Annotated in this window: 1 protein-coding gene; it reads right to left on the bottom strand. The window is 51.1% G+C overall.

The window, feature by feature from the left end; translation table 11 throughout:
* A partial coding sequence (locus tag AB4512_RS19420) for an ATP-binding cassette domain-containing protein (RefSeq protein ID WP_372175388.1) occupies nucleotides 1-356 on the bottom strand: 356 nt, incomplete at both ends.

Below are 356 nucleotides of genomic sequence, written 5' to 3'. Positions count from 1 at the left end.
CTTAGTGTACGGGTGTTGTGGATTGGTCAAGATCGACTGGGTTGATCCCCACTCGACGATCTGCCCTTTGTACATCACCGCCGTCTCTTCAGCGATGTAATGTGCCGTGGCAAGATCGTGGGTTATGTACAAAAAGCCAATCCCCAACTCTTGCTTCATTTTTTGCATCAGGTTCAACACGCCAAGTCGAATCGAAACGTCCAACATCGAGGTGGGTTCGTCAGCAAGAATAACCTCAGCGCCAACGGCCAGTGCTCTCGCTAGGTTAACCCTCTGTCTTTGGCCTCCACTGAGCTCGTGCGGGTATTTGGCGAGCGTTTCGATGGGTAACTCCACCAGCGTTAATAACTCTTTGA

Source organism: Vibrio sp. 10N.222.52.B7, from assembly GCF_041474275.1.
Lineage (GTDB): Bacteria > Pseudomonadota > Gammaproteobacteria > Enterobacterales > Vibrionaceae > Vibrio > Vibrio crassostreae_C.
Note: the sequence above shows the minus strand (reverse complement) of the source record. Positions and strands in the feature narration are given on the sequence as shown.